Annotated in this window: 20 protein-coding genes and 1 pseudogene; 7 read left to right on the forward strand and 14 right to left on the reverse strand. The window is 63.2% G+C overall.

Features of this window, described 5'->3' with window-relative positions; all coding sequences use genetic code 11:
- Positions 1-130: 130 nt before the first annotated feature.
- The 7 genes from FJW03_RS10840 to FJW03_RS10870 form a co-directional block, all read right to left on the reverse strand.
- Positions 131-775 (reverse strand): cytochrome c oxidase assembly factor Coa1 family protein, encoded by a 645-nt coding sequence (locus FJW03_RS10840; RefSeq protein ID WP_140607623.1) that lies wholly within the window; start codon positions 773-775, stop codon positions 131-133.
- 117 nt (positions 776-892) lie between these two features.
- Complete coding sequence (locus tag FJW03_RS10845) at positions 893-1,255, reverse strand: hypothetical protein (protein WP_140607624.1); 363 nt, start codon at positions 1,253-1,255, stop codon at positions 893-895.
- Positions 1,256-1,383: 128 nt separating this feature from the next.
- Positions 1,384-2,763, reverse strand: coding sequence for an aspartate aminotransferase family protein (locus FJW03_RS10850; protein WP_140763350.1), 1,380 nt, complete (start codon positions 2,761-2,763; stop codon positions 1,384-1,386).
- A 49-nt stretch (positions 2,764-2,812) separates the two neighbouring features.
- A complete protein-coding gene (locus FJW03_RS10855; protein WP_140607626.1) occupies positions 2,813-2,953 on the reverse strand; it encodes a capsid protein in 141 nt (46 codons plus the stop codon).
- A gap of 68 nt (positions 2,954-3,021) precedes the next feature.
- Positions 3,022-5,085, reverse strand: coding sequence for a prolyl oligopeptidase family serine peptidase (locus tag FJW03_RS10860; protein ID WP_140763354.1), 2,064 nt, complete (start codon positions 5,083-5,085; stop codon positions 3,022-3,024).
- Positions 5,086-5,200: 115 nt separating this feature from the next.
- Positions 5,201-6,382, reverse strand: a complete 1,182-nt coding sequence (locus FJW03_RS10865) for an MFS transporter (protein WP_140763357.1) — start codon at positions 6,380-6,382, stop codon at positions 5,201-5,203.
- Positions 6,383-6,561: 179 nt separating this feature from the next.
- On the reverse strand, positions 6,562-8,469 hold the full coding sequence (locus FJW03_RS10870) for a phospholipase D-like domain-containing protein (protein WP_140763360.1): 1,908 nt from the start codon (positions 8,467-8,469) through the stop codon (positions 6,562-6,564).
- A gap of 260 nt (positions 8,470-8,729) precedes the next feature.
- Between FJW03_RS10870 and FJW03_RS10875 the strand changes: the two genes are divergently transcribed.
- The 4 genes and pseudogenes from FJW03_RS10875 (at position 8,730) to FJW03_RS10890 (ending at position 14,859) form a co-directional block, all read left to right on the forward strand.
- The gene (locus tag FJW03_RS10875) at positions 8,730-10,307 is read left to right on the forward strand and encodes a trimethylamine methyltransferase family protein (RefSeq protein WP_140607630.1); all 1,578 of its coding nucleotides are present in this window, start codon (positions 8,730-8,732) and stop codon (positions 10,305-10,307) included.
- A gap of 135 nt (positions 10,308-10,442) precedes the next feature.
- A pseudogene (locus tag FJW03_RS10880) lies at positions 10,443-10,897 on the forward strand (endonuclease domain-containing protein).
- Between the two features lie 26 nt (positions 10,898-10,923).
- Positions 10,924-13,494, forward strand: coding sequence for a GcvT family protein (locus FJW03_RS10885; protein ID WP_226890630.1), 2,571 nt, complete (start codon positions 10,924-10,926; stop codon positions 13,492-13,494).
- A 9-nt stretch (positions 13,495-13,503) separates the two neighbouring features.
- Positions 13,504-14,859 carry a M24 family metallopeptidase gene (locus FJW03_RS10890; RefSeq protein WP_140765794.1) on the forward strand — a complete coding sequence of 452 codons (1,356 nt, stop codon included), beginning with the start codon at positions 13,504-13,506 and terminating at the stop codon, positions 14,857-14,859.
- Here the strand turns inward: FJW03_RS10890 and FJW03_RS10895 are convergent.
- Entirely contained in the window at positions 14,824-15,654 is an 831-nt protein-coding gene (locus tag FJW03_RS10895) for a phosphate/phosphite/phosphonate ABC transporter substrate-binding protein (protein WP_140765796.1), read from the reverse strand. The genes FJW03_RS10890 and FJW03_RS10895 overlap by 36 nt on opposite strands.
- A gap of 92 nt (positions 15,655-15,746) precedes the next feature.
- Positions 15,747-16,757, reverse strand: a complete 1,011-nt coding sequence (locus FJW03_RS10900; protein WP_181173293.1) for a fatty acid desaturase — start codon at positions 16,755-16,757, stop codon at positions 15,747-15,749.
- Positions 16,758-16,986: 229 nt separating this feature from the next.
- Between FJW03_RS10900 and FJW03_RS10905 the strand changes: the two genes are divergently transcribed.
- Positions 16,987-17,844, forward strand: a complete 858-nt coding sequence (locus FJW03_RS10905) for a helix-turn-helix domain-containing protein (protein WP_140612283.1) — start codon at positions 16,987-16,989, stop codon at positions 17,842-17,844.
- A gap of 112 nt (positions 17,845-17,956) precedes the next feature.
- Complete coding sequence (gene bmt / locus FJW03_RS10910) at positions 17,957-18,979, forward strand: betaine--homocysteine S-methyltransferase (RefSeq protein WP_181173294.1); 1,023 nt, start codon at positions 17,957-17,959, stop codon at positions 18,977-18,979.
- A gap of 11 nt (positions 18,980-18,990) precedes the next feature.
- Here bmt and FJW03_RS10915 read toward each other — a convergent pair whose 3' ends face one another.
- Entirely contained in the window at positions 18,991-19,137 is a 147-nt protein-coding gene (locus tag FJW03_RS10915) for a hypothetical protein (protein ID WP_140612287.1), read from the reverse strand.
- Between FJW03_RS10915 and FJW03_RS10920 the strand changes: the two genes are divergently transcribed.
- Positions 19,136-19,453 (forward strand): hypothetical protein, encoded by a 318-nt coding sequence (locus FJW03_RS10920; RefSeq protein WP_140765800.1) that lies wholly within the window; start codon positions 19,136-19,138, stop codon positions 19,451-19,453. The two genes, FJW03_RS10915 and FJW03_RS10920, sit on opposite strands and share 2 nt — an antisense overlap.
- Before the next feature lie 18 nt (positions 19,454-19,471).
- Here the strand turns inward: FJW03_RS10920 and FJW03_RS10925 are convergent, their stop codons facing one another.
- From FJW03_RS10925 to FJW03_RS10940, 4 genes are all read right to left on the reverse strand, one after another.
- Positions 19,472-21,592, reverse strand: coding sequence for a VWA domain-containing protein (locus tag FJW03_RS10925; RefSeq protein WP_140765802.1), 2,121 nt, complete (start codon positions 21,590-21,592; stop codon positions 19,472-19,474).
- Positions 21,593-21,594: 2 nt separating this feature from the next.
- Positions 21,595-22,155 carry an RNA polymerase sigma factor gene (locus FJW03_RS10930; RefSeq protein ID WP_140612366.1) on the reverse strand — a complete coding sequence of 187 codons (561 nt, stop codon included), beginning with the start codon at positions 22,153-22,155 and terminating at the stop codon, positions 21,595-21,597.
- Between the two features lie 158 nt (positions 22,156-22,313).
- Entirely contained in the window at positions 22,314-23,051 is a 738-nt protein-coding gene (locus FJW03_RS10935) for a dienelactone hydrolase family protein (protein ID WP_140612293.1), read from the reverse strand.
- 192 nt (positions 23,052-23,243) lie between these two features.
- Complete coding sequence (locus FJW03_RS10940; RefSeq protein WP_181165715.1) at positions 23,244-23,921, reverse strand: hypothetical protein; 678 nt, start codon at positions 23,919-23,921, stop codon at positions 23,244-23,246.
- Positions 23,922-24,012: the final 91 nt, after the last annotated feature.

The following is a 24,012-nucleotide window of genomic DNA, read 5'->3' on the forward strand; positions in this document are numbered from 1 at the left end:
GGATCAGGTCTCGCGTACCGGAGCCCTTCGCCAAGTGTTGAGTAGCGAAACGCCATGCGTATCTGGCAAAGCCGCGTTCCCGACGGAGCGCGGTTTTTGCATTTCCGCCGCGCCCGATCCGGGCTGGAGCCTATATTCCGATCGCGGCGTTCGGGATCGGCACGTGATCTTCATTGGTCAACACGATCGGCGCATCGAAACCGTCCACCCTGATCACGAGCAGGCGCATGCTCCATGTGCCTGCATTGCGAACCAAGTGGGAAAATACGGTCCCTTTACCCTTAGCGCCGTGAACGGGAATGCTGAACTGGGCATCGCCCGCGCCATTCGCATTGACGTTGAGATGCCCGCCGACCCAGAAATTGTCGGTCACATCGTCACCAATGGCGGCTTTCACACGGCTGTCGGCGCGAATGGCATCCATGGTCATGTGATAGGCACCATTACCTTTGAGCATAAACGGGACGCTGCCGACCATCGTCGCGCAGCCGCCTATACTGACCACCCAGACGGCAAGGCCCGCGATTGCCCAGTTGCGCTGCGTCCTGCGGAATTGTTCGGCATCGCGCCAGGTCCTGTTCTGCCAGGCCCAGCGGCTGCCGCGTGCCCCAAGCACGAAGATCATGATGAGGTTGACGACCGGGATCAGCGCCAGCAGCGCGATGAAAGTGTTGTTGCCGATGCCCCAGATCCAGTTGAGGAAAAAGGCGCCCCAATTCCAGCGATCCAGCTCGGCCGGGATTTCGGCCGGCTGATTGAGCGGTTGTGCTGCCATGCTGCCTCCCGTCGGTACGTATACCGATCGGTTTTAAAGCAACTCCAGGAAAAGTGTGAAACGGTTTTCCGCCCGGAATCGGGCCAACCCGAAAATCAGAGTTCCGCAGCACCCATTTCAAGCCTTTGACGAAAGCCGGCGAAAATTCGCCTTCACAGCCCGGCTGGCCGGCTTCAGCGCGGCGCTGATCGACCGTTCAGCCGCGACGCCGTTGAGCAGCGACGGTGTCTGGCCGGAAAGAACCTCCGGCCAGAAACGAGACGCCGACTGCAGAAACGACATTTGCGCCGCAACCGCGCCCTCGGCCATTGCGACGGTCTTCTCGCTGACCGCCCTTGCCGTCTCCGCACTCCAGGGCTCGCCGCTCCGGGCCTCCATGGCCATCAGTGGCAGGCGCATCATCGCCACCATCGGCGCCAGCATCAGGCCCGCGCCGATGCTGTTCGCTTCCTGCACGCGTCGACGTCTGGTCTTTCTCATGGAAACCCCCTTCGCGGCCGGATCGACCGCCGCTCACACTACGCGCCAAAGGTGGGATCGTTCCCTGGCCAGGATGGTATCTTCTCGATACCGAGCGTCTCCTGAAGAAACGCCCGGTCGAGCTTCGCCTACCGCTTGCGCAGATCCGCCTGTGCCAAATCCAGCGCTTTGCCGATACGTTCGCAGGCCATGTCGATCGTATCGCGGGTCCAGATCAGCGGCGGCGACAGGATCATCGTATCGCCGGTGGCGCGCAGCATCATGCCGTTGGCGATCGCATGATCGCGGACCGTCACCGCGGCACTTCCCGACGGCAGGAACCGTTCCTTGGTCCCCTTGTCCTTGACGATCTCGATCGCACCCATCAGTCCGATCGAGCGCACTTCGCCAACCAGGTCATGCCCGGCAATGCGCTCTTGCAGGGCCTTGGCGAAATACGGCCCGGTGTCGTTCCTGACGCGGTCGACCAGGCCTTCCCGTTCGATGATCTCCAGGTTCTTCAACGCCACGGCGCAGGCCACGGGGTGACCCGAATAGGTGTAGCCATGGTTGAACTCGCCCCCCTTCTCGACCAGCGTCGAGGCAATGCGATCGCCGACCAAGAGTGCAGACAGCGGCTGGTAGCCCGAGGTCAACGCCTTTGCCGTGGTGATCGTGTCGGGTTCGATGCCGAAGGTCTGCGCGGCAAACCACTCGCCGGTGCGGCCATAGCCGGTGATGACCTCGTCCAGCATCAACAGCACATCGTATTTGCGGCAGATGCGCTGCACTTCGGGCCAGTAACTGGCCGGCGGGATCTTGACGCCGCCCGCGCCCATCACCGGCTCGCCGATGAAAGCCGCGACCTTGTCGGCGCCGGCCTCGAGGATGGCATCCTCGACCGATTTGGCCGCGCGCAGGCCGAACTCATGGTCGCTCTCCCCCGGCAGCGCCAGTTCGTAGGCATAGGGCATCATCACATGGACGATGTTGGGCACGGCCCCGTTGAGCTGCTTGTGCATGGCATCCATGCCGCCGAGCGAGGTGCCGGCGATGGTCGAGCCGTGATAGGCCATCTTGCGCGAGATGACGCGGTTCTTTTCCGGCTTGCCCTCCAGCGCCCAGTAATGGCGCACAAGACGCAACGCGGTGTCGTTGGCCTCCGAACCGGATGACCCATAGAACACCTGGTTGACGTTGCGTGGCGCGATTTCGGCCAGCTTCTTGGACAACAGCACCGGCGTCGGCGTCGAGCATTTGAAGAAGGAATTGTAGTAAGGCAGTTCCTTCATCTGGGCATAGGCGGCTTCGGCCAGTTCGTCCCGGCTATAGCCGATGTTGACGCACCACAGGCCGGCCATGCCGTCGAGCAGCTCCGCCCCTTCGGAATCGTAAATGAACGGGCCATTGGCATGAGTGATGACGCGCGAGCCGGCCTCGCGCAATTCCCTATGGTCGGTGAAGGGATGCAGGTGATGTGCGGCGTCGATCTGCTGAAGCTGCTTCAGCGAATGATTTTGATAGGTCATGTCTTGATGTTTCCTCTGGATTCAATCCGGCTGCGCCGGGGCGAATGCATCAGAGGCAGGCAGGCGGCGAATAGCCGATGCGGGCGCACAGCCGCAAAAGCTCGGCGCGCAGCGTGCGCGGTGACGGTGTCACCGCGACCCTGAATGCGCGAGCCCCAACTGCGCTGACCAATATCCTGACGAGAGCCATGGTCGGTACCTTAGAGCAAAGGCTGGTCGACGTGAACCACCCTTCGCTTGGCCCATGAGGGAATGTGTCTATGGGTTGGCGCTCAGCGCCCTCTGCAGGAACACGTATTTCATCGCCGTCTGCGCGGCCTGCGGCCGGCGGTCGCCACGCCCGCCATGTCCGCCCTCGGTTTCCTCGAAGAACAGCGCCTTCGCGTGCCCGGCCTCCTGGAGGCGGGCCGCCATCTTGCGCGCGTGCCCGGGATGAACCCGGTCGTCGGCGGTCGAGGTGGTCAAGAGCACCGGCGGATAGGCGGTATCGGCAGTGACATGTTGATAGGGCGAATAGGCGGATAGCCATTTCGCGTCTTCCGGCTTCGACGGATCGCCATACTCTGCCATCCACGAAGCGCCCGGCGGCAATTCGGTGTAGCGCAGCATGTCGAGCAGCGGCACCTCGACGATGACGGCGCCAAACAGTTCCGGGTGCTGCGTCAGGGAAACGCCGGTCAGCAGCCCGCCATTCGAGCCACCCTGGATGCCGAGAGAGGCAGCCGTGGCGATGCCGCGCCTGACGACGTCCTCTGCCACCGCGGCGAAGTCATCGAAGCCGTTCTGGCGCTTGCCCTTCAATGCGGCCTGGTGCCAGGCCGGCCCGAACTCGCCGCCGCCGCGAATACAGGCCTGCACATAGGCGTTGCCCTTCTCCAGCCACAGCCTGCCTCGCACACCGGCATAGCCCGGCAGCAGCGGCACTTCGAAGCCGCCATAGCCGTAGAGCAGCGTCGGCACCGGCCCCTTCTGGTCGCGACGCCGCACGACGAAGTATGGGATCATCGTACCATCCTTCGAGCGCGCCTCGAACTGCTCCGAGATCAGCGGCGAGGCATCGAAACGCGCCGGCTGCGACTTCACCGTCGCAAGCGTCTCACCATCGTCATCGGACCAGATGATTGAACTCGGCGTCAGGAAATCAGTGAAGGAGAAGGACACGCTGGAGCCGAAATGCTCGGCATGGCTGATGCCGACAGTGCCGTTTTCGGGCAGTGCGACGGGCTTCAGCGACCAGGCGCTGTCCTTGCGCTGGCAGACGAGCACCTTGCCACGCACATTGTCCATCAGGCTGATGAACAACCGGTCCTGCGTTCTGGCGAGCCCGGCAATCGACACGCGATATGCCGGCGCCAACAAGGTTTCGATGGCGCCAAAACCGCCGGTTTCGATCCAATGCGCGAAATCGAGCGAATAGAGTCCATCAGGCTGGCACGCCGTGCCGTCCGGCGCCGTCCAGGGGGTGCGCACCCCGAACACCAGTTGATCCTTGAAAAGCGCTGTGTCGGTGACGTCGTCGGGCAGCGGAATGCGCCTGTTTTCGCCTGATGGCAGATGCAGGAAACTGTGCGATGCGAAGAAATTGAGCGTTCGCGCCAGAAACAGATGACGTTTCTCGCCGTCGAATTCGACGCCGGCCCCGACAGCGAGGTCCTCGGTCTTTCCCTCGAAGATCGGCGTGGCGTCTTCGAGTTTCGTGCCGCGCTTCCACAGCTTGACCACGCGTGGATAGCCGGATTCGGTCTTGTCCGCGTCCTCGAGGGCCGCCGAGACGATGACCGTGTCCTTGTCCAGCCAGCCAAAACCCGACTTGGAGGCCGGCGCACGGAATCCGTTCTCGATAAAGGACTTGGTGTCGATGTCGAACTCGCGCATCTCGCTGGCGTCGCCGCCGTCCGGGGACATCGAGAGCAGGCAGCGGCTGAAGTCCGGATAGAGCCGGCTGGCGCCGCTGAAGACCCATTTGATCCCCTCTTTCGCCGCGAGCTGGTCGAAGTCGATGATTGTCTCCCACTCGGGCTTGTCGGTCTTGTAGGAGGCGACCGTCGTGCGGCGCCACAGGCCGAGCGCATTGGTCTTGTCCTGCCAGAAATTATAGACATGACCGGCAATGGCCGCACCGACAGCGATGTTGTCCTCCGCCGTCATCAGGTCGAGCGCCGTCTGGAACGACGCCTGATAGGATGGATCGCCCTGCAGTTCGCCAACCGTGATCTCGTTCTGGCGGTGCACCCAGTCGAGCGGTTGTTCGCTCGTCCTGTCCTCCAGCCAGAGGAAGGGGTCTTCATGAGCGGATTCTGGCTTGGCGATGGGCTTGGTCATGGAATCTCCGATTGCTTCGGCATGCAACATCGACATGCCATGTCCGATATTCAATAGCTGCCGCATATCGGAAGAGGATTCAGGCCTTCGCGCGACGTCGTCCGAACCGCCACCATCACGCCTTGCCGCTCTGGCGCACGGACGAGCGATAGAGCGCGAAGATGACCAGCACGGCATCAAGCCCTGCGATCACCACGGGCAGCCCCAGCGGGCCGATGCCCTGCATCAACAGGCCGGCGCCGGGCGGGCCGACAATGCCGCCAACGCCCCACAGCAAGGCGAAAGCCGCATTGCCGGTGACGAGCAGCGTGCCCTTGAAGCGGCTGCCGAGTTCCACAAGCGCCATCGTATAGACGCCATAGCCGACCGCGCCCATCACCAGCAGCACCATCCAGATCAGCGGCGTCGTGATCGTGAGCGGCAGCAGCGCCGCGCAAACTGCCGTCGCCACGGCGCAGGCCAGGATCATGGGGCGGCCGCCGAAGCGTTCCGCGAGCAGGCCAAGCGGGATCTGCAGCAGGATGTTGCCCAGGGACAGCGCCATCACCAGTGCGGCGAGCACGGCTTCCGGCAGGCCATAGCCGGCGCCGAACACCGGGACCAGCGCATAGGTGCTTTGCTGGACGGCGGCCGAGACCAGCACGGCCAGCAGCAGCGCCGGCGCCAGCCGGGCAAAACCGGCAAAGCTGCCGGCCGGCTGCCCATCATCCTCGAAACCGGTGAGCTTCGAAGAGACAAGGCGCAGGATGACGGCGCAGAGCACGAAGCCGCCAATACCGACGCTGAAGGGAGCCCAGCCCTGCGTACCGACCAGTGTCAGGGTGAACGGGCCGGCGGCGTAGCCGGCGCCCATCAGCGTGTTGAACACGCCCATCACCCGGCCGCGCCGCGAAGGCGGCGCCAGCGACAGCGCCCACACCTCGCCGAGGATGTAGAGCGGATTGATGACCACGCCGATCAGAAAGCGGATGACATACCAGGCGACCCAGTTCTGCAGATAGCCGATGCCCAGGAAGCAGAGCGCTCCGATAAGCGAACAGCCCACCGCCAGGTTTCGCGCGCCGACCATACGCACCGCCGCCGGCACGAACGACGCCGACAGGATCAGTCCGAGCGGCATCATGGCCGCGGACAGGCCGATCAATCCCGGCGACATGCCTTGCTTCTGCATCAGGAGCGTGAACAGCGGCGAGCTCAGCCCTTGCGCGGCGCCGAACATGGCAAGTGCGGCGGTAACGCCGGCGAGCGCTGCCCACTGCGTTCCCGCTTCGCCTTCGCTCGAGCCGGTTGCGACCATGCTGTCATCCATGTGAAGTGCCGGCTGACCTCCGGGCCGGCAAGCGTCACTAGCTACCGGCACGATTGGGGGAAGGAAAGGGCCGGCAAGCGAAATCCGCTTGCGCCAACCGACCCGTCCGCCCGACCGTGGCCGAGCGGGCCTGGATCGGATGAGCCTGAGAGGCGCGGCAGGCCACGCTACGGGAAATAGCCGGCGATCGCGCCCTTCTTGCCGTCGGCGTAAGGCTTAAGCCACTGGTCGTCGATGGAAAGTCCGTCATCGTCCGAAGGCCCCTTGCCGATCGTCCTGCGCCAGGCGCGGAACTTGTAGTGGTCGAACACGTCGAGCATGTGCACCGCGTAGGCGGCCGCGAAGGTCTTGTCGCCTTCGACGATCACCAGGTTCTCGTCATTTTCGTAGGAAGCCTTGTAACCAAGATTGTGGCTGCCGGTGATGACGGTGGCGTTCTCCTCCATCGGATCGATGATAACAATCTTGTCGTGCACGATCGCATGGCCAACGGTCAGCACCTCAGCCTGGAAGTCGCGGGCGATGGTGGCGCCGGTCAGGTTTGCCGCCCGCACGATGGAGACGTTCGGAGCCTCCCAGATCTTTTCCGGATAGACGAAGGGCGCCTTGCCGTCCTTGTTCGACTTGTGGGTCACCGGATCCTTGGTCGGCGCGACATAGTTGGGCATGGCGGTTTCGTCGCTTATCGCGCCCTGCACGATCAGCTTCGGATCGGCCTTCGCCGCCGCGACGGCCTGGTCGACGATCGAGTTTTCGCCGAGCAGCGAGGGATTGAACACCAGAAACAGCACCGCCCGCTTCGCAACCTTGATGCGGGCGAAGACATCCTCGAGATCCACCGGCCGCACCGAGATGTCCTTCTTGTTGCGGTCGGGATCGTTCGGCGAAAACCAGATCGTCATGCCGTCCAGCACCGCCGTGGCGCCGTTCAGCGGGTTTGGCATGTGGTTCTCCTTGCGAAACGGCACGCCTTGCGTCTGTGCCACGCGGCCGGCAGCGCTTTCCGAGGCCGGCGGCGGAAACACGTCGGCCTTCATGCGATCCCAGTAGGCGTCGAAGATTTCGGCCATTGCAGGATCGTCGCGGATGAAGGCGTTGTTGGACTGCCCGCAAATGCCCGTCGACGTCCAGTTGGTGCTGCCGGTCATCACCGCTTGCGGCTTCCCCTGGGCGTCGCGGTAGACGGCAAACTTGTTGTGGCCGATGTGGTTGTTATTGAAGAGGCGATCCGTCACCACCACGCCCGCGTCGTGCAGGCGCTTCCTATAGGGTGCGTTGCCGGCGTCCCAGGCCTTGGTCTGGTCGTCCTTGCCCGAATTGGAAAGAATGACCTCCACGACATCCTTCGCGGCGATGATGGCGTCGCACAGCTCGTCGTCGCCAAGCTCGTAAAGCGCGAGCCGGACGGCGCCGCCGTCCATCTTGGCCCGTTTCAGCAGGCTGGTCAGCACGTCGGGCACATCGCCATGCAGGTAGGCGCGTATCTTGCTGGTCGGATCCTGCAGCACCGCCCTGATCTTGTCGCGCTGCCCGACCTTGATGCCGGCTTCCGCCAGTGCATGCGACATCCATTGCGTCGACAGCACGCCATTGGTGAAGGCCACACGCGCCTTGCCGAACATCTGCCCCAGGAAGATCGGTGGGCTGACCGCACCCCGGCCGAGATAGCCCAGCGGCCGCGCCGGCCCGGTGTAGGCGGGCTTGCCGCCGACGACCTGCTCGGGTCGTACCGGCACTGGATCGAGGCCGGGCTTCATGTCGCCTACCGGGCGCACCCGATAGGCGATCAATTCACCGTCAGGTCTGACGTCGATGCTGTCGCGGCGCCGCCGCACGGTGAGATCGCGCCAGAAGGTCTTTTGCACCGGCCACACACCAGTATCCTGCGGGATCCATCGCGGATTGCGCTGGCCCTTGAAGGGAACCCAGGACGCCAGGCAACGCTCTTCGCCTGTATCGGAATAGAGGCGCACGATCTCGAAGCCGAGGCAGCCCGGGATCATCCCGTCTATGTCCCAGGAAAGGAACGCGACTTCATTGTTGGTCGCGGCACGCACCTTGACGACATCAGGCATGGGGCTGTCCCTCCAAAGACGTTCAGCCCGCAAGTATATCAGAAGTAAAAGACGGTACTGTAACGCGCGCGCCGTCGGCATCCATTCACTCGGCCGCGCTCAGCACTTGCTGGCGCGTCATGGTGACAAGGTGAGGTCCCCGCCATGCAACTGCCGTTCCGGCATGTCGCTTCCCTCGCTCTAGTGGTCGCCGCCTCCGCAATGGCCGGACCGCCGCCGGTCCATTATGCCGCCCACTTTCGCATCCTACGAGGCTCCTCATGACCGCCGCCCTTCAACCCGCCGAACCGGCTCCGGCAACCGATCGCGCCCGTCGGGGCGGCCGCGCCGGAAAACGCGCCGGTGGCTCGGCCGCGTTCGAGCAGCCTGCCTTCCGCCAGCTGAAAAACCCGTTGCAGCCGACCAGGCTGGTATCCGAGGACGAGCTGGAATCGATCCACCTCGCCTCCTTGCGCGTGCTCAGGGAAATCGGCGTCGACGTGCTGCACGACGAGGCCCGCCGCATCATGAAGGCGCATGGCGCCGACGTGCGTGAGGGCAGCGAGCGGGTACGCTTCGACAGCGACATGATCCTCGAACTGGTCTCCCATTGTCCGTCCGAATTCACCATCCATGCTCGCAATCCCGCGCACAATGTGCGTTTCGGCGGCAACAATCTGATCATCTCGATGATGGCGTCGGCGCCCAACTGCTCCGACATCGATCGCGGCCGCCGGCCCGGCAACCAGCAGGACTACCGCAATTTCCTGCGCCTGGCGCAGATGCACAACATCTTGAACTGTACCGGCGGCTATCCGGTCGAGCCGACCGACATCCATCCGTCGGTCCGTCACCTCGAATGCGTCCGCGACCTCGCCACGCTCACCGACAAGGTGTTCCACATCTATTCGCTGGGCAAGGAGCGCAATGTGGACGGCATCGAGATCACTCGCATCGCGCGCGGCATCAGCCGCGAGCAATTGATGGCGGAGCCGTCGGTATTCACCATTATCAACACCAATTCGCCGCTCAAGCTCGACGTGCCGATGATGGAAGGCATCATCCAGATGTCGAGCATGGGCCAGGTCGTCATCGTCACGCCGTTCACGCTTTCGGGCGCCATGGCCCCGGTCACCATCGCCGGCGCGCTGGTGCAGCAGAATGCCGAGGCGCTGTCCGGCATCGCTTTTGCCCAGATGGTGAAGAAGGGCGCACCGGTCGGCTATGGCGGCTTCACCTCCAATGTCGACATGAAGTCCGGTTCACCTGCCTTCGGCACGCCTGAATACATGAAGGCGCAACTCGTCGGCGGTCAGCTTGCACGCCGCTACAAGATCCCCTACCGCACCTCGAACACCTGCGCCGCCAACACGGTCGACGCGCAGGCGGCCTATGAGAGCGTGTTCTCGCTGTGGGGCGCGGTGCAAGGCGGCGGCAACCTGATGATGCATGCGGCCGGTTGGCTCGAGGGCGGCCTGCGTTGCTCCTACGAGAAGACCATTCTGGACATCGACCTGCTGCAGATGGTGGCCGAGTTCCTGACGCCGCTCGATCTGTCGGAAGAAGCGCTCGGCTTCGACGCCATCCAGTCGGTCGGCCCCGGCGGCCACTTCTTCGGCACCCAGCACACGCAGGACCGCTACAAGACCGCCTTCTATTCGCCAATCCTGTCGGACTGGCGCAATTTCGAGACCTGGGCGGAAGCCGGATCGCCGACAGCGATGGAAAAAGCCAACAAGGTGTGGAAGGAACGTCTGGCCTCGTACGACGAGCCCTACATGGACCCGGCCATCCGCGAGGAGCTCAACGCCTTTGTCGCGAAGCGCACGGCCGAAGGCGGCGCGCCGACGGACTTCTGACCAATGTTGTTGACGAACAGTCGACCCCCACTCCGTCGAGCTGCGCTCGACACCTCTCCCCCGATCGACGGGGGAGAGGAAGGGTGCGCGGCGATTCCAGCCGGCGCCTTTCCTCTCCCTCCGGAGGGGGGAGAGGTGGCGCCGCGAAGCGGCGACGGAGTGGGGGAAGGCGTTCATGAAACACGCAGCCGCCGAAAAACAGGCACCACCCAGCGAGCACGAAATCTTAGGCAAGCGGGCAATCAAGCCGAGGCGATGCTTTGGCTCGAACTGAAGGCGCGCAAGCTTGGTGGCTATCGTTTCACGCGCCAGTTGTCCATCGGCCCCTTTTTGCCGACTTTGCCTGCCGCGAAAGATGGCTTGTTGTCGAAGTCGACGGACACCAACACGCAGACAGTTCCTATGACCGTCGCCGTGACGATTTCATGCGTGCCGAAGGCTACTCCATCCTGCGTCTCTGGAGCCATGACGTCATGAAACATCGCACTTCCGTCTGTGAAACCATCCTTGCCGCGCTTGACGGCAAGCTGACCGAAAACATCGCCGTATCCGATTTGCGCTTTGTTTTCACGCCCTGCTCTCTCGATTAAATCTCTTCAAAGATGGACCTATCTTCATGAAATCCCATGTAAAAGCGGTTGTAATTGGCGGCGGCGTCGTCGGCTGCTCGGTTCTTTATCATCTGGCCAAGGCCGGCTGGACCGACATCATGCTGATCGAGCGTTCGGAGCTGACCTCCGGCTCGTCCTGGCACGCGGCGGGCGGCTTCCATACGCTGAACGGCGATCCCAACGTCGCCAAGCTGCAGGCCTATACGGTCCAACTCTACAAGGAGATCGAGGAAATATCAGGCCAGTCCTGCTCGCTGCACCTGACCGGCGGCGTGATGATGGCCGACACGCCCGAGCGCATGGACTTCCTGCGGCTCGCCCATGCCAAGGGCCGCTATCTCGGCATGGACACCGAGCTGATCACCCCGTCCGAAGCCAAGGCGATGTTCCCGCTGATGGACGAGACGAATTTCGTCGGCGCCATGTGGGACCCGGTCGAAGGCCATCTCGATCCCTCGGGCACCACCATCGCTTATTCCAAAGCCGCGAAAAAACTGGGCGCAGAGATCGTGCTGCGCAACCGCGTCGTCGACCTGACTCAGCAGCCGGACGGCACCTGGAACGTCGTCACCGAACAGGGCACGGTCCATGCCGAGCATGTCGTCAACTGCGGCGGCCTGTGGGCACGCGAGATCGGCCGCATGGTCGGCGTCGAACTGCCGGTGCTGGCAATGGAGCACATGTACCTGCTCACCGAGCCGATGCCGGAGGTGGAGGAGTTCAACAAGTCGACCGGCCGCGAGATGATCGGCGTGCTCGACTTCAAGGGCGAGATCTACACCCGCCAGGAGCGGAACGGCGTCCTGCTCGGCACCTATGAGAAGGCCTGCAAGCCGTGGTCGCCGGTCAACACGCCATGGGATTTCGGCCATGAACTGCTGCCGCCGGACCTCGACCGCATCGCGCCGTCGCTGGAAATCGGCTTCAAGCATTTCCCCGGCATCGAGAAGGCCGGCATCAAGCAGATCATCAACGGGCCCTTCACCTTCGCGCTCGACGGCAACCCGCTGGTCGGACCGGTGCAGGGCCTGACCAATTTCTGGTGCGCCTGCGCCGTCATGGCCGGCTTCAGCCAGGGCGGCGGCGTCGGCCTCGCTCTGTCAAACTGGATGGTGCATGGCGACCCCGGCTTCGACGTCTGGGGCATGGATGTCGCGCGTTTCGGCGAATGGGCCGGCCTGCGCTACACCAACGCCAAGGTGCGCGAAAACTATTCGCGCCGCTTCTCCATCCGCTTCCCCAACGAGGAACTGCCGGCGGCGCGCCCGGCGCAGACGACGCCGCTCTACGACACCATGCTCGCCAACAACGCGGTCATGGGCGATTCGTGGGGGCTGGAAACCCCGCTCTGGTTCGCGCCCAAGGGCAAGGAGCCCAAGGACATCGTCTCCTTCCACCGCTCAAATGACTTCGGCCCGATCGGCGAGGAAGTGCACGCCACGCGTGAGCGTGTCGGCGTTACCGAAATCGCCAACTTCGCTAAATACGAAGTGTCGGGACCGGGCGCGGAAGAGTTCCTCAACCGGCTGATGACCAACCGCATGCCGAAGACCGGCCGCATCGTGCTGACGCCGATGATCAACGAGTTCGGCAAGCTAATCGGCGATTTCACCATCGCCAAGGCAGCCGAGGACCGCTTCATGATCTGGGGCTCGTCGGCCGCGCAGAAATACCACATGCGCTGGTTCGAGAAGCACCTGCCCAAGGATGGCTCTGTCCGTATTCACCGCTTCGACCAGACGCTCGTCGGCCTTTCGATCGCCGGACCGAAATCGCGTGAGCTGCTGCAGAAGCTGGTCGATGTCGACATCTCGACCAAGGCCTTCCGCTTCATGGACTTCCGTGAGATGGCGGTCGGCGGCGCGCCCTGCATGGTCAACCGCATCACCTACACCGGCGATCTCGGCTACGAAATCTGGATGGCGCCGGCCTATCAGCGTCTTGTCTACAAGGCGATTAAGGACGCCGGTGAAGAGTTCGGCCTGGTCGATTTCGGCATGCGCGCTTTGCTGTCGATGCGCCTGGAAAAGAACTTCCCGACCTGGTTCCGCGAATTGCGCCCGATCTACGGACCGTTCGAAGGCTCGATGGACCGCTTCATCAAGCTCGAAAAGAACGACTTCATCGGCCGCGAAGCGGCCGCCAAGGAACAGGCGGAAGGGCCGAAACTGCGCCGCGTCTCCTTCATCGTCGATGCGGCGGACGCCGACGTGATGGGCGACGAGCCGATCTGGGCCAAGGTCAGCAAGGATTATTGCACGGTGGAAAAGCCGCATGGCTATGGCGCACCGCGCTTCGACACCTCAGGCAAGGAAGTACGCGGCTCCAAGGCTGCCGAAGGCGCGTCCGCCGTGCGCGGCATCGTCGACGGCGACTGGCGCGTGGTTGGCTGGGTGACGTCGGGCGGCTACGCGCATTACGTCCAGAAGTCGATGGCGCAGGGCTACGTGCCGGCGGCCTTGGCCGAGGACGAAAGCGCCGGGCTGTTCGAGATCGAGATCCTTGGACACCGGCGTCCTGCCCGCATCAATGTCGAAGCGCCTTTCGACCCGAGCGGCGAGAAGATGCGGACCTGAGGGTCGGCCATGGACGGCGCGGCGCCAAAGGGAAGCTTCGGCCGCCATCGCAAGATCATGCCGTTCGAACCGGGCTCGATCGAGGCGCTGCGCGAAGCCTCCCGTGAGAAGGCGGCTTCGCTCAACCAGCATGTGCTGGGCTATGGCGCCCAGGCTGAAGCGGAATGGGCGGCGGCAGGCATTGCCGCCCCCGATCTGCCGGCGATGCGCCAATACCGGCTCGAGCGCATCCGCGCCGAGCTGAAGCGTCGCGGTTATGCCGGTGCGCTGCTCTACGACCCCGTCAACATCCGATACGCGACCGATTCGACCAACATGCAGCTGTGGGTGGCGCACAACCCGACGCGGCATTGTTTCGTCGCCACCGATGGTCCCGTGGTGCTGTTCGACTATTTTTCCTGCGAACACCTGTCCGACCATTCCGGCGTCGTCGACGAGGTACGGCCGGCGGTGTCATGGATGTATCTCTACAGCGGCGACCTGACCGAGCAGAAGGTCCGCCGCTGGGCCGCCGGCATCGCTGATCTGGTCAGGGAACATGGCGGCGGTAACAGCCGTATCGCGGTTGATCACATCAACCCGGAAGGCGTCGAGGAACTCGCACGCCTTGGTGTTTCCATCGGCAATGGCGAAGCGGTGATGGAGAATGCCCGGCTGATCAAATCACCGGATGAGGTTCTTGCCATGCGCCGGGCCATCGTCGCCTGCGAGGCGGCGATGGGTGAGATGGAACAGGCACTGAAGCCCGGCATTTCCGAAAACGAATTGTGGGCGGAACTGCATCGCGGCAACATCGCGCGCGGCGGCGAATGGATCGAGACACGGCTGCTGGCGTCGGGCCCGCGCACCAATCCATGGTTCCAGGAATGCTCGTCGCGCATTATCGAAGACGGCGACCTCGTCGCCTTCGACACCGACCTCGTTGGCCCCTACGGCTTCTGCGCCGATCTCTCCCGCACATGGCTGTGCGGCGATACAAAGCCGACCAACGAACAGCGCGACCTGTTCCGCATCGCCGCCGCCCAGATCGAGCACAACACCGAACTGATGCAGCCGGGCATCTCGTTCCGCGACCTTGTCGAACGCTCGGCGGTGCCGCCGGGCGACTGTTTCCCGACCCGTTATGGCGTGCTCTACCACGGCGTTGGCCTCGCCGACGAATACCCGACCCTGCCCCATGCCGGCGACTGGACGCCGGATACACCGGACGGTGTGCTCGAACCCGGCATGGTTTTGTGCGTGGAAAGCTATATCGGCAGGCTCGGTGGCCATGACGGCGTCAAGATCGAAGAGCAGATCCTGATCACCGAAAGCGGCAACGAGCAGCTTTCAACCTACCCGTTGAATGCGAGGCTGCTCGGCTAGTTCGGCAAGAGCGTCGCGCATGGCCCGGACTGTCGTTTCCGGCGTCGTCCTAGCGGTGATGAAGGGCAAGCCTCTGCGTCGTGCAGTCCAGCCGACGGTCACGACCTTGCGCGCAGCCGGCTCGAAACGCTGCGCCAGCGCCCAGCTTTCACAATCAATCGCGGCGACATCCGCCCTGCCCTCGGCGACAGCAACGATCGAGCCGCGATGGCCACCGCTTTCGCTCCGCGATGAAAAGATATCGAGACTTTCGCCAGCCGCCTGCAGATCGCGCGTCAGCGCGATGATGCCCGACATGGAATCCAGGCTGTTGAAGGTGAAGCGCTTGCCCCGGATGACGACACCGAGCGGCAGCAAGGCCATACCGTCCGCGGGTGACCGCACCTCCGGTCCCTCGCCTGCCCGCATCACCAGCGCGCTCGAATAAAGCTCACCCTGCCCGCCCTCATAGGCGTCGTAGCTCGGCTGGCCGACCACCTGCACATGGCTCGACAGCCCAAGCTCCATTGGCCCCCAGCAGGCCTGCGCGAACAGCAGCGCCGGGTGCAGCCATATTTCGTGGAAATCGAGTTCGTCCGCCGGCAATGTCGCCGGATCCGGTGCGATCAAAGCTCCTTGGGCATCGAGTATGCCGCCCGGAGCCGGCGGCAAGTCGCCATTTCGCCGTACGATGGTTTTCGGCGCATCGATCCCTTTTTGCCGGAAGGCATCACGCAACTGAGCCCATTGGGCATCGACCTCGCCGAGTGCTTCTGGCCAGTCGTACATAGGCAAAGCAGCAACAAATTCGCTCATGCCGGCACTCAATCACCATGCCTGGAGAAAGGATCGCAGAAACACGGCGCCCAATCAGAATTGGGCGACACGGATCCCGGGCTGTCCAGGAACTATTCCTTGGGCGGCTCGGCGGGCACCGGCGCGGTGCCGAGCCCATTGATGTTGCGCGCGCGAATACGCGGCTTGAAGGCCCGGCCGTGCTCAGGCGCGCGCCGCAGAACCGGATGCACGATCGGTTCCTTGGCCTTGAAGGCATAGGATTTGATCAGCGCGAAGTAGTTCGGATAGGCATAGCCGTTGTTCATCCGCAGCCAGTCGTCGCGGCGGTCGCGAAACAGTTTCGGCAGCCGATACCAAGCAACGGTGGGGCTCTTGTGATGCACGAAGTGCAGGTTGTTGTTGAGGAACAGGAATGACAGCGGCGAGCGCTCGACGATCACGGTGCGGCCTTCCGGGTGCTCGGACCATTGATGCTCGGCAAAGGTGCGGATCGCGATCAGCGACTGGCCGAGCCAGACCGGCGCCAAAATATAAAGCCACAGCGGAATGCCGAAGCCGAACTGCACGATCGGCACCACGACGGCGAGACCGATGGCATGCAACAGCCAGGCTTTGCGGATCGCCTTGTCGCCGGCCATTGCATGCTTGGCGTCGTCGATGAAGAAGCCGATGCAGGACAGCCACGGGCCGAGGAAAAAGCGGCCAGCCATCGTATTGTTAATCTTGAGCAGGAATTTCATCGTCGGCGGCAGTTCGTCATGCTGCCACAGCGCCTGATAGTAGCTTTCCGGATCGTCGAGCGGATCAGTCAGCCGCTCATCGGCATGGTGGCGCAAATGAAGCGTCTTGAAGCGGCGGAACGGCCAGACCAGACCGATCGGCAGGAAGACGAAAGCTTCATTGATCAACGCGCTGCGCGTCGGATGGCCATGCAGCACTTCGTGCATGATCGACGACTGCAACGCCAAGGTGAAACCGAGCATGACGAGCGCCAGGATGGGATAGGAGGGCCAGAGCAGGAAGCCGGCGGCAAGCCATGTTCCGTAACAGAAGAAAGCGAGGACCACCGTAGGCCATTCGATGGCCGGTGTACTGCGTCGCTTGATGCTCTTGCCTGCCATGCTATCGACCACTGTCCCTCAGTCGCCGGAACCCCAACTGGTTCCTGACAGCATTGTGTCAGGAGAGATGATTCCACTCAACGCGACAAAGTGTACAAAATGTTGCGTCTGCGCATTTTTGGCCGCATATGTTGTACATTGTACACAGTCTTAGGGATTCGTTTACGCCTAAACTCCCCATAGGGCTCTTTCAGCGCAAATTTTTCCTTCCGAAGCAAGGAGCGATAGGATGGATAAACGCGACTTGTCGACGATTTTTCGGGAGCGCCTGAAGCTGCTCCTGACACGCTCGGACCTGAACCAGTCGGCATTCGCGACAGCCGTCGGCATCGATCGGTCGGCTCTGTCGCAGTTGATGTCGGGCGCCTCGACACGCCTGCCGAGGGCCGAAACGCTGCTCAACATAGCCGCCGAATTCAAGGTATCGCTGGACTGGCTGCTTGGCCTCAGCCAGGACGAAGGCGTCACCGGTGAAATCCGCGAAAGCCTGGAGATCGAGGAAGCGCCGGACGGTTTCGACCGCACGCTGCTCGCCAAATGGTTCGCTGAAGCCGCGGGCACCAAGATCCGCTATGTGCCGGCCGGCATTCCCGATCTCCTGCGAACCCACGCGCTCGTCGATTACGAGGCCAACATCACCAACAGGAGCCGTCTGGCACAGGCCAGCGAGACCCGATATCGCATCGAATACAATCGGCGCCCGGAAACCGACATGGAAGTCTGCATGCCGCGTCACACGCTGGAGATCTTCGCACGCGGCCTCGGCGTGTGGGACCGTTTCCCCGCGGCCGACCGTCAGCAGCAGCTTACCCATATGGCGACACTGCTCGACGACCTCTACCCGACCTTTCGCCTGTTTCTTTATGACGGCCGCATGCGCTATTCGATCCCGCTGACCATCTTCGGCCCCTATCGCGCCGCCATCTATGTCGGCGACATGTATGTGGTGCTGAACGCCACTCAGCCGGTCCAGGCACTGACCCGGCATTTCGACAATCTGATCCGTGCCGCCGACGTCAACCCGCATGAGGCCGCTGCCTTCGCGCGCAATCTGGCCGGCATGCCGTTCGCATCAGGCTCTGTCTGAGCGGCGTGAGGAATGGCAACCGCCTGAGCGATGGTCCGGTTGCTATTTCATTGACTAGACATAAAGACTTCTTTATATCCTTATTCGAATTCAGAACATGAAAGCCAATCCGATGACGACCACCAACCCGATCGACGCACTTCTGGCTGAAAAGGGCGTGCTCTTGGCCGATGGCGCCACGGGCACCAATTTGTTCGCCATGGGACTGGAGGCCGGCGAGGCGCCGGAACTGCTGAACGAGACGGCGCCCGACACCATTACCAGCCTGCACCAGAATTTCGTCGATGCCGGCGCCGACATCATCCTCACCAATTCCTTTGGCGGCACCCGCCACCGGCTGAAGCTGCACCACGCGCAGGACCGCGTGCATGCGCTGAACAAGCGCGCCGCCGAAATCGCCCGCGCTGTCGCCGACCAGGCCGACCGCAAGGTGATCGTTGCGGGCTCCGTCGGCCCGACGGGTGAACTGCTGGTGCCGCTTGGCGCCATGACCTATGACGAGGCGGTCGATGCCTTCGCCGAGCAGATCGAAGGTCTCAAGGAAGGTGGCGCCGAAGTCGCCTGGATCGAGACCATGTCGGCGCCCGACGAGATTCGCGCCGCGGCGCAAGCCGCCATCCGCGTCGGTCTGCCCTACACCTATACCGGCTCCTTCGACACTGCCGGGCGCACCATGATGGGCCTGCTGCCGAAAGACATACACGGCGTCGTCGATGGCCTTTCCGAGGCCCCGCTCGGCGTCGGCGCCAATTGCGGCGTCGGCGCCTCCGATATCCTAGCGTCGCTGCTTGACATGACCGATGCGAAGCCGGAGGCGACCGTCATCGTCAAGGGCAATTGCGGCATTCCCGAATTCCGCGGCACCGAAATCCACTATTCCGGCACGCCCGAACTGATGGCCGACTATGTGCGCCTCGCCGTCGACGCCGGGGCAAAGATTGTCGGTGGCTGCTGCGGCACCTCGTTCCAGCATCTTGCCGCCATGCGCAAGGCGCTCGATGCCCATACCAAGGCGGATCGCCCGACGGTTGAGAAGATCGTCGAGCGTATCGGCCCGATGCGCAACAAGGTGGCGACGGAGAACACCGCCGAGACCAGCGAAGCCCGCCGCGAGCGGCGTCGCAGCCGGACCTGATATCTCTCGGTTTATTCGCTGTAGTCGGCGTAGCTTGACTGCGCCGACTTGAAGTCGACGACACTATCGCCGCGCATCGTCATCAGCGCACCCGACGTGGCGGGGTCCGTGATCTGTTCCAGCATGGCGCGAAAACGATCATTGGTCAGTGCCGACATGGCGGTGTGGCGCGCCTGCGCGACATCATCGCTGATGCGTCTGGATTCGGCCGACGGGGTTGATGAAACCGCCAAAGCGTCCCGTGCCGGTGGTATCGAACTGACGAACGTTCTGATCTGCAATTCCGGCTCCCTCAAGCCCGTGGACATGACGGGTTTAGCAAGCAGGGGGTTGCGATCCGGTACCGGAAATGCCGCGCAATTTAACGAACTGGACCATTCCGCGAAAAAAGGCCGGCAAGGGAATATCCCCTCGCCGGCCTGCCTTACCCGCTCGCGGGCCGGTTTCCGCTGTCGGAACGACCCCATCATCTGAAAACCGGCCGTATTGCCACTACCGGTTACCGCCCAGCGCCGAGGCAAGGCGCACAAGCGAGAGGAACTCGGACCTGTACCCAAACGGGTCGGGCCCCCGGGCGGCAGTGGCGATCTCCATGATCTTGTCGTAACCGAACTTCGCGGTCGCATCCTCGTCGCGCAACTTCTGGCCGAAGGCCGCGACCGCGACCGAGAAGCGCTGGTCGGTGCCCGCCTGGTCGAACGACGACACCTCGTTGGCCGAGGTCACCGGCGTGGTGATCAGCTTCGAGACGTCCTCGTTCGGCAGCTTGTAGCGGATCTTGACGAAGGCATATTCGTCCGCGTTGGCGACACCGCCATTGTTGACCGTGGCCTGACCGTAACGCAGCGGATCGATCTGCTCGCCACCGCTGCCCTTGGGCGTGATCTCATAGATCGCGGTGACCGAATGGCCCGAGCCGATATCGCCGGCATCGACGTGGTCGTTGTTGAAATCCTCACGGTTGAGCGCCCGGGTCTCGTAGCCGATCAGGCGGTATTCCGAGACCGTGCTCGGATTGAACTCGACCTGGATCTTCACGTCCTTGGCGATAGGGAACAGCGTCGAGGAGGCATCCTCGACCAACACTTTTTCCGCCTCGGCCAGTGTGTCGATATAGGCGGCGGTGCCGTTGCCGTTCTGCGCGATGGTCTGCATCATCCGGTCGTTCAGATTGTCGTGGCCGAAGCCGAACACCGACAGGAAGACGCCGCTCTTGCGTTCCTGTTCGATCAGGCGCTTCAGGTCGTCGTCGTCGCTCTGGCCAACATTGAAGTCGCCATCGGTGGCCAGCATCACCCGGTTGACGCCGTCCTTGACGAAGGATTTTTGCGCCAGCCTGTAGGCCTCCTTGATGCCCGCCTCGCCAGCCGTGCTACCACCGGGCGTCAGCTTGTCGATAGCATTGAGGATCTTGTCCTTTTCGGATGCCTTGGTCGGCTCGAGGACGGTGCCCGCATCACCGGCATAGGTGACGATCGATACGGTGTCGTCCGGCTTGAGCTTGTTGACCAGCAGCCGGAAGGCCGACTGCAGAAGCGGCAATTTGTCGGGTTCATCCATCGAGCCCGAGACGTCGATCAGGAACACCAGATTGGCCTTCGGTTGTTCGGTTGGCTTGATGTCGAACCCCTTGATGGCGACATGCATCAGCTTGGTGTGCGCGTTCCACGGCGTCGGCATGACGCTGACGGTCGAATTGAACGGTGTAGACGCCGAGTCAGGACCCTTCCAGTCATAGGGGAAGTAGTTGATCATCTCCTCGACACGGACCGTGTCGGCCCGCGGCAAGGCCCCTTCCTTCAGCGAACGGCGCACGAAGGAATAGGAGGCGGTGTCGACGTCGATCGAGAAGGTCGAGACCGGATCCTCCGCCGCGGCGTGAATGGGGTTGGTCTTGAAGTCCTCGATGCGATTGCGGTTTTCCCCTTGCGGCGCAATCTGATCGGCCGGCGCCATGGCCGGCTGCTGCACCATCAGTTTGGACTCGCCAGCCTGCATGCGGGCAACCCGCGAGGCGCTGGGCGCGCCAGCGGTATTGTTCAACGGAAGCGGTGCCGGCGCGGGCTCTGCCAGAACGCCACGCTCCTGAGCGCTCTGCTGTGCCGATCCGGCAGCGGTGGATTCGGGCTTCGGCGGTGGGGGCGGCGCCACAAGCGCATCGGCGGCATCGCGGCTTTCGACATCCGCGCCGGCTTTCTTGTCCGTCGTCGGCGCCGTGGCCGCGAGCGGCTCGTTGATCGGCTGATCTCTCGGCGCCTGCTTGGCCAGCGGCTTCACTGACGCCGGCTTGTCGGCAAGCGTCTCGGTGATTTTCTGGTCGCCGCCAAACGGCGACGGCTCCCTCAGCAGATGGAAGGCGGCATATCCGGCGATCGGCAGGGCGACGAGCCCGGCAAGAGCCGGCGTGGCGATGAGTTTCTTTTGCATGATTTCGCTCCAGAGCTTTTGTGCTCGCTCTGTGAGACGAAGCCCTGCAGCCGATCCTTGGGTGACGGAAATATTTTCCTGATCATAGGCGCGCATGGCGGCCTCGAAGGCGCGTGCCTTCGCGCTCTCGCCCGGCGCCGGTACTGCTGTGTCGCGCAGCTTTCTGAGTTCGTTGTCGTCGACCATGGTCACACTTCCCCGGCCGAGCGCATCAGCGTTTTCAGCCGTTTCTTCGCTTCATGGATGTGCCAGGAAACCGTCGTCTCCGAGATCGCCATCGCCTCGGCGGCGGCCGCGTGGCTCAAGCCCTCGCCATAGACAAGCAGCACGGCATCGCGCTGCTTGTCCGGAAGCCGCCGCACCGCCACCCACAGGGCCTCGGACGGGTCTTCCGGTTCGGCCGAGGCCTCGCCGGAAATCAGCGCATGAACACCGTAGGCTTCGGTCTTCACCGTTTCGCGCGCGGTCTTGCGTATCATGTCACGCGCCGCGTTCATCGTCATGGCGTAGAGCCAGGTGGTGAAGGCCCCGCCGCCGCGATAGTCGCGGATCGCCCGGCCTAGCCGGGCACAGACTTCCTGGGCGATATCCTCGGCATCGGCCTTCCTGCCGCACCAGCGGTAGGCGGCGCGATAGACGAAGTCGTAGTGACGCTCCAGCAGTTTGCCGAAGGCCCCCCGGTCTCCGCCCTTCGCCCGCTCGATCAGTTCGGCGTCGGAGGCTTCGCTCTCATCCAGCATCATCGCCATCATTTGCCTGTTGGACGAAGGCTAATGGCTAATCCTTGGGATGATGGAAAGATTTTTGTGAGGTCGTTCTTCCTTCTTCCCGTTCACGGGGAGAAGGTGCCCGAAGGCCGGATGAAGAGCGGCGCGAACTCTCGAGTGCTCTCCTCGCCAGTAGAACTCTAACTCAGCGTCTCCGCAAACAGCGCCGTCAACCGCCTCCAATGCCGCTCGGCGCCAGCTTCGTCATAAACGCTATGGTCCGGCACGCACCAGCCATGCGCCATGCCGACATAGTTCTCGATCGTGTGGTCGACTTCGGCAGTCCGCAGTGCCTCCTCCAGCCGCGTCGACTGTTCGGGCGGAAAACTCCGGTCGACACCCGCCATGCCGACATAGACACGCGCCTTGAAGGCGGCCGCCTTGCGGTGCGGGCTGTCGGCGGCATCGCTGGCCAGATTGCCGCCGTGGAAGCTGGCGGCGGCCTTGATGCGGTCCGGATAGGCCGCGGCCGCGTTAAGCGCCCGCGCACCGCCCATGCAATAGCCGACGGTGCCGAGCGGGCCGGTGGCACCTTCGGCGGCAAGAGCGTCCAGAAACGCGGCGCTGTCGCTGATGGTCATCTCCTGCGTCGTGCCGGTGACCAGCGCCATCAGCGCTGCCTTGGTCTTCTCGTCAGCGAAGGCGGTCTTGGCGTCGAACGGACCATAGGGCGCGTTGCGATAAAAAAGGTCGGGAACCAGCACCGCATAGCCCTCGTCCGCCAGCCGCTCGGCCATATCGTCGAGCGCCGGTCGCGGACCGAAAGCGTCCTGATAGAGAATGATCCCGGCCTTGGTCGGTGAAGCGGCGGACGAGCGGAACAGCCCTGCTCTTGCGACACCATCGCCGGTCTTTATCTCGATATTGCGTTTCGCCATGGCCGGGTCCCTTCTGATCGTGGCACATACATATCGGCGCCGGTTGGAAGGGCAAGGCCAGGCTGACGGGCGGCGTTCACAAAAGCGTATCGACCGGCCACGACGCATATTCCCCGCAAAGGAGCCACGGGGGTGTATGTGGCAAGTTCTTTTCGTGCATTCGCCGGCATCTTTGCCGCCGGCGGCGTGCCGCTAGCGCATGAAGCTCGCCATATGAAAGGCCTGGACCTCCGGCGGATAGCGGTAGGACGTGCCATGAGGACAGGCATTTCGGTCAAGGCAACCGCCGCTCCGGCAGGGCTCCCCATCTGCTCCCCGCACATGCGCCAGGCAGGTTTGGTAGGCGAACCCCTCGATCGAATAGGCGCCGACCGGACAGGATTTCAGGCAGGGTTTGTCGACACAGGCGTCGCAAAGATGGATCGCCGCGGCCTGCTCCGGAAGCGCGATCTCGTCCTCGAACAGCAACGCGCCGCGATAGGCATGCCAAAGCCCGTATCGTGGATGCATGAGAATACCGAGCGGCGACCGTTTTAGCCCCTCTGCCCGCATCGCCCATTGCTGGAATGGCAGATAGGGACGGTCGGAGGGCGAGACGGCGCGGGCACCAAACTTCTCCGCGACCGCGCCGATCACGTCGCGTGACCACGCATCGAGAGGATTGGCGATGACCTGCGTCTGCCTTTCCCGCCAGCGCAGGAAATGCGGCCAGGGTGCCGCGCCCGCCTGCCCTACGAGCAGGACGGACCTTGCGCCAGCGCCCGAGGCGCTAGGAGGAACATCCTCATCATCGGGAAAGACAAAGCCGCCGCGCAGGATGAGCCCGTGGGCGCCAAGCGCGGCCGCGATCTCCTCGATCATGCCGCGCACAGACTCATCCCTTCTTGTCCGGATCGGAAAAAGCGCTCCGCCAGACTTCCTTGTGGATGATGTTGGCGACTTTAGCCCCGCCTGACTCGGG

Source organism: Mesorhizobium sp. B4-1-4 (assembly GCF_006439395.2).
In the GTDB taxonomy this organism is placed as follows: Bacteria; Pseudomonadota; Alphaproteobacteria; order Rhizobiales; family Rhizobiaceae; genus Mesorhizobium.